The sequence below is a fragment of the Caloramator sp. CAR-1 genome, assembly GCF_030546345.1.
Lineage (GTDB): Bacteria > Bacillota > Clostridia > Clostridiales > Caloramatoraceae > Caloramator > Caloramator australicus.
In genome coordinates, this window is record NZ_JAUONW010000057.1 from 1 (window position 1) to 1,487 (window position 1,487).

The following is a 1,487-nucleotide window of genomic DNA, read 5'->3' on the forward strand; positions in this document are numbered from 1 at the left end:
AAGACAGCATGAGATTCCATGGGGTGAATATACCGAAGAACAATATGAAAAAGATCTTGAGACTATAAAGTATTTAACTAAAGAGTAACAGAAGTCGCCCACTTCTATAAGTGGGTGATGAATGTTGATTGATAAATTCTTTTTTATGATATAATCAGTATTACAGGAAGGAGGTGTAATTTTGCTAAAGGCTTATAAATACAGGATATATCCAACAAAAGAACAAGAAGAATATTTTGCTAAAGTATTTGGTTGTGTAAGATTTATATACAACAAAATGCTACATGACAAAATAGAATACTATAAAAAAACAGGAGAAATGCTAAACAATACACCTGCACAATATAAAAAAGAATATTCTTTTCTAAAAGAAGTAGATAGTCTTGCACTTTCCAACGCACAACTTAATTTAGAAAAAGCATATAAAAATTTCTTTAGAGATAAAAAAACAGCCTTTCCAAAGTTCAAGAAAAAGAAAGGTTACCAGTCTTATACTACAAATAATCAAAATGGGACAGTAACACTTGAAGGTAGTTATCTAAAAGTTCCAAAGTTAAAGACAAAAATAAAAATAAAACAACACAGACAATTTGAAGGAAGAATTAAATCCGTAACTATATCAAAAACGCCAACAGGCAAATATTATGCTTCTATACTTGTAGAAGAAGAAATTAAAGAATTACCTAAAATAGATAAAAAAGTAGGTATAGATTTAGGAATTAAAGAATTTGCTATTTTATCTGATGGAACAAAGGTAGAAAATCCAAAATGGTTAAGAAAAACAGAAAAAAGAATTAAAATTATACAAAAATCATTATCAAGAAAGCAAAAGCAAAGTAAAAACTATGAAAGGACAAGACAAAAACTTGCAAAACTACACGAAAAAATATCAAATCAAAGAAAAGATTTTCTTCACAAATTATCTTCTAAAATTATACACGAAAACCAAGTGATAGTTTTAGAAGATTTACAGGTAAAGAATATGCAACAAAATCATAAATTAGCCAAAGCAATAACAGAAGTATCATGGGCAGAATTTAGAAGGATGTTAGAATATAAAGCAAGATGGTATGGCAGAGAAATAATAATAGCACCACAAAATTATGCATCAAGTCAAACATGTAGTGAATGTGGATATAAAAATCCTGATGTAAAGAATTTAGCATTGAGAGAATGGAAATGTCCAAAGTGTGGTGCAGTTCATGATAGAGATATAAATGCAAGCAAGAATTTGCTAAAATTAGCCATGTGATTGGTATATATGGGGAAGGAACAGCCCTTTGAGCGTGGGTAATCTGGTAACAGAAGTTACCTTGACCACGAAGCCACCACTTCTATAAGTGGGGGTAGTTCACTRAAAATAGAGGTGAAATTAGATGGGACTAAAGAGTAAAACCATGGAGATAGTTAAATATTTTGAGTTTAAATTCAACAAAAACCTTGGGCAAAACTTTTTGATAGATGAAAATATATTAAAAAAGATTATC

General features: G+C 29.6%; 1 protein-coding gene and 1 pseudogene. Both read left to right on the forward strand.

All coding sequences use genetic code 11. From position 1 onward, the window contains the following. Positions 1–181 precede the first annotated feature (181 nt). Positions 182–1,252, forward strand: a complete 1,071-nt coding sequence (gene tnpB, locus Q3V94_RS13570; protein WP_303528532.1) for an IS200/IS605 family element RNA-guided endonuclease TnpB — start codon at positions 182–184, stop codon at positions 1,250–1,252. Between the two features lie 124 nt (positions 1,253–1,376). Beyond that, positions 1,377–1,487: pseudogene (locus Q3V94_RS13575) on the forward strand (16S rRNA (adenine(1518)-N(6)/adenine(1519)-N(6))-dimethyltransferase); the annotation flags it as partial.